Here is a 3106-nt window from a genome sequence, read left to right as displayed (position 1 = left end):
GGGCCGGCCACGCTGCTGACGCCCTGCTGCCAGGAGGCCACGGCGCCCACGCGGTCGACGCCCACGATGCGGGGCACAAGGGCGTCCCACACGGGCTGGTTGAAGGTGGACCCCACCTGGTAGAGGAAGGCCAGCGCGACCACCACCGGCAGGGCCACCGAGGCGGGGGCCAGCGCGATGGCGAGCGCCACGCCGACGGCGCCCACCACCTGCACGGCCACGCCGCCGACGAGGATGCGGCGCGAGTCGTGCTGGTCGGCTACGTCGCCGGCCGTACCCATGAAGAACAGCGCCGGCAGGGCCACGGCCACCATCACCGCGGCCATGGCGCCCGAGCCCTGGCCGGAGGCCTGGACCCACAGCATGAGCACCACCATGAGCATGCGGGAGGCCGCCACCACCAGGCCACGGCCGGCGATCACGCGGGGGACGTCACGCACCTGCCAGATGCCCTCCCGGGCAGGAGCCGACGGCTCCGCCCCGGCGGGGGCACGGTGCAGGGTGGCAGGCATGCTGCGACCCTAGACGGGCGTGTGACCCGAATCACGTCCGAACGGTAACGATTTCGTTCGGATCCGCCACTGTGCGGGCCTCAGGCCAGGCCGATGTCGGACAGCCCCAGCGCAGCGCGGTACTCCACACCGGCCCCCTGGATGACCTCGGCGGCCCCCGAGGAGCGGTCCACGATGACGGCCACGGCCACCACCTCGGCCCCCGCCTCGCGGACGGCCTCGACGGCGGTGAGCGGCGAGTTGCCGGTGGTGGAGGTGTCCTCCACCACGAGCACGCGGCGGCCCGCGATGGACGGCCCCTCGATGCGCTGCTGCAGCCCGTGGGCCTTGCCCGCCTTGCGCACCACGAAGGCGTCCAGCTGGCGGCCCTGCGCGGCGGCGGCGTGCAGCATCGCGGTGGCCACCGGGTCGGCGCCCATGGTGAGGCCGCCGACGGCGTCGAACTCGAGGTCCTCGGTGAGCTCCAGCATCACCGCGCCCACCAGCGGGGCGGCGCTGCCGGAGAGGGTGACCCGGCGCAGGTCCACGTAGTAGTCGGCCTCCTTGCCGGAGGAGAGCGTCACCTTTCCGTGCACGACGGCGTCGGAGGCGATGGTCTCGGCGAGGGTGCGGGCGGACTGCGAGGTGGTCGTCATGCGTCGGAGGGTACCGAGGCGTCCTCGTCGGCCTCCGAGGTCGTCGCTCCCGCGTCCACCGCTCCCGCTCGCGCCGGCTCCGGCGCCTGGGAGGAGGAGACCACCCGGCGCGCCCGCCCCCGCAGGGCGCGCTCCTGCTCGTCCACCTTGGCCGAGAGCGCCATGACCACCCGGCGCGGCAGGCGGGGCAGCACCAGGGCGGCCACCTTGTACGGCAGGCCCGGCACGCAGGTCACCTCGCGGGAGCCCACCGCCTCGAGGGACTCGCGCACCACCTGGTCGGGGTGCAGCCAGGCCCACTCCGGCGCGCCGGCGAACTCCTCCCCCATCCGCTGGTGGAACTCGGTGTGGGTCAGCCCCGGCGCCAGCGCCTGCACGTGCACGCCCGTTCCGCGCAGCTCCATCGCCAGGCCCTCGGTGAAGGTGCGCACCCACGCCTTGGCGGCGCCGTACGTGCCGTACGGCAGCCACCCGGCCACCGACGAGACGTTGATGACGATGCCGTGGCCGTCGGCCACCATGCGGCGCGCGGCGGCCTGGCTGAGCACCATCACCGCGCGCACCATGACCGCCAGGGCGTCCTCCTCGTCCTCGATCTCCGAGGCGAGGAAGGCCGTGCCCAGCCCGTAGCCGGCGTTGTTGACGAGCACCTCCACGGCGTCCTCGTCCTGCTCCAGGCGGCGCACCACGCGCTCCATGTCCTGACGCTGCGAGAGGTCGGCGGTGAGCACCTCGGTGGGCACGCCGAAGTGGGTGCCCAGGTGCACGGCCAGCGCCTCCAGGCGCTGACGGTCGCGGGCCACGAGCACGATGCCGTAGCCCTTGGCGGCCAGCTGGGTGGCGTACTCCTTGCCGATGCCGGATGAGGCGCCGGTGACCAGCGCCATCGGACGCGGGGTGGGGGCGGGTGCGGTGTCCATGGGGGCAGTCTCCACCACGAGGTCCGGCCACGCACACCTGCTCACCTACAGTGACCCCGTGCGCATCGCTACCTGGAACGTCAACTCCCTCCGTGCCCGGATCGACCGGGTGGCGGACTTCCTCAAGCGTCACGACGTGGACGTCCTGGCCCTCCAGGAGACCAAGGTCAAGGACGACAAGTTCCCGCGCGAGCGCTTCGACGAGCTGGGCTACGAGATCGCCTTCCACGGCCTCAACCAGTGGAACGGCGTGGCCATCGCCTCCCGGGTGGGCCTGCAGGACGTGACCGTCGCCTTCCCCGAGCAGCCCGGCTGGGGTGACGACGAGCCCGTGGTGGAGGCCCGCGCCCTGGGCGCCACGGTCGGCGGTGGCACGCGCGAGGACGGCACCGCCGTGCCCCGCGTCCGCCTGTGGAGCCTCTACGTGCCCAACGGCCGCGAGATCGGCCACCCGCACATGGACTACAAGCTGCGCTGGCTGCACACCCTGGCCGGCCACGCCGGGCAGTGGGCCGCCGAGGAGACCCCGCTGGTGCTCATGGGCGACTTCAACGTGGCCCCGCTGGACACCGACGTGTGGGACATCGCGGCCTTCGAGGGGCTCACCCACGTGACCCCGCCGGAGCGTGAGGCGTTCGGGGCCCTCGAGCAGGCCGGGCTGGTGGACGTGGTGCGCCCGCACACCGAGACCGACACGTACACCTACTGGGACTACCAGCAGCTGCGCTTCCCCAAGCGCCAGGGCATGCGCATCGACTTCGCCCTGGGCTCGCCCTCCTTCGCCGAGCTCGTGACGGGCGCGTTCGTGGACCGTGAGGAGCGCAAGGGCAAGGGCGCCAGCGACCATGCCCCCGTGGTGGTGGAGCTGGGCGGCTCCGAGGCCGGGACACGCGCATGACCCCGTACGCGGTCGCCGTCGTGGGTGCGGGCTTCGCCGGCGTGGCCGTGGTGGACGCCCTGGCCCGCGCAGGCGTGCGCGACGTGGTGGTGGTGGACGAGCGCGGGGCGGTGGGTGGCCGGTGGCTCGACCGCCACGACC

General features: G+C 73.6%; 5 protein-coding genes. 2 read left to right on the top strand and 3 right to left on the bottom strand.

Going from position 1 to position 3106, the window contains the following annotated elements; genetic code table 11:
• The 3 genes from HMPREF3099_RS05480 to HMPREF3099_RS05470 all read right to left on the bottom strand — a co-directional run.
• A partial coding sequence (locus tag HMPREF3099_RS05480; RefSeq protein WP_141762008.1) for an MFS transporter occupies nucleotides 1-512 on the bottom strand: 512 nt, incomplete at its 3' end.
• 80 nt (nucleotides 513-592) lie between these two features.
• On the bottom strand, nucleotides 593-1147 hold the full coding sequence (pyrE, locus tag HMPREF3099_RS05475; RefSeq protein WP_070705018.1) for an orotate phosphoribosyltransferase: 555 nt from the start codon (nucleotides 1145-1147) through the stop codon (nucleotides 593-595).
• Entirely contained in the window at nucleotides 1144-2067 is a 924-nt protein-coding gene (locus HMPREF3099_RS05470) for an SDR family NAD(P)-dependent oxidoreductase (protein WP_070705015.1), read from the bottom strand. Before HMPREF3099_RS05470 ends, pyrE begins: the two co-directional genes overlap by 4 nt.
• Nucleotides 2068-2125: 58 nt before the next feature.
• Here HMPREF3099_RS05470 and HMPREF3099_RS05465 point away from each other — a divergent pair, with 58 nt between their 5' ends.
• Both HMPREF3099_RS05465 and HMPREF3099_RS12815 read left to right on the top strand, forming a co-directional pair.
• Nucleotides 2126-2965 carry an exodeoxyribonuclease III gene (locus HMPREF3099_RS05465; RefSeq protein WP_070705021.1) on the top strand — a complete coding sequence of 280 codons (840 nt, stop codon included), beginning with the start codon at nucleotides 2126-2128 and terminating at the stop codon, nucleotides 2963-2965.
• Nucleotides 2962-3106: NAD(P)-binding protein (locus HMPREF3099_RS12815; protein ID WP_168168450.1), on the top strand; the 145-nt coding region annotated here is incomplete at its 3' end. The genes HMPREF3099_RS05465 and HMPREF3099_RS12815, both read left to right, overlap by 4 nt.

It is taken from the genome of Kytococcus sp. HMSC28H12, from assembly GCF_001816045.1.
Classification (GTDB): domain Bacteria; phylum Actinomycetota; class Actinomycetes; order Actinomycetales; family Dermatophilaceae; genus Kytococcus; species Kytococcus schroeteri.
The sequence above is the reverse complement of the archived record's forward strand: the minus strand, read 5'-3'. Positions and strand labels throughout refer to the sequence as shown.

Bases quoted from the DNA above. Each gene is read 5' to 3' on its own strand.
- HMPREF3099_RS05470 (WP_070705015.1), bottom strand. From the start codon at position 2,067: ATGGACACCGCACCCGCCCCCACCCCGCGTCCGATGGCGCTGGTCACC.
- pyrE (WP_070705018.1), bottom strand. From the start codon at position 1,147: ATGACGACCACCTCGCAGTCCGCCCGCACCCTCGCCGAGACCATCGCC.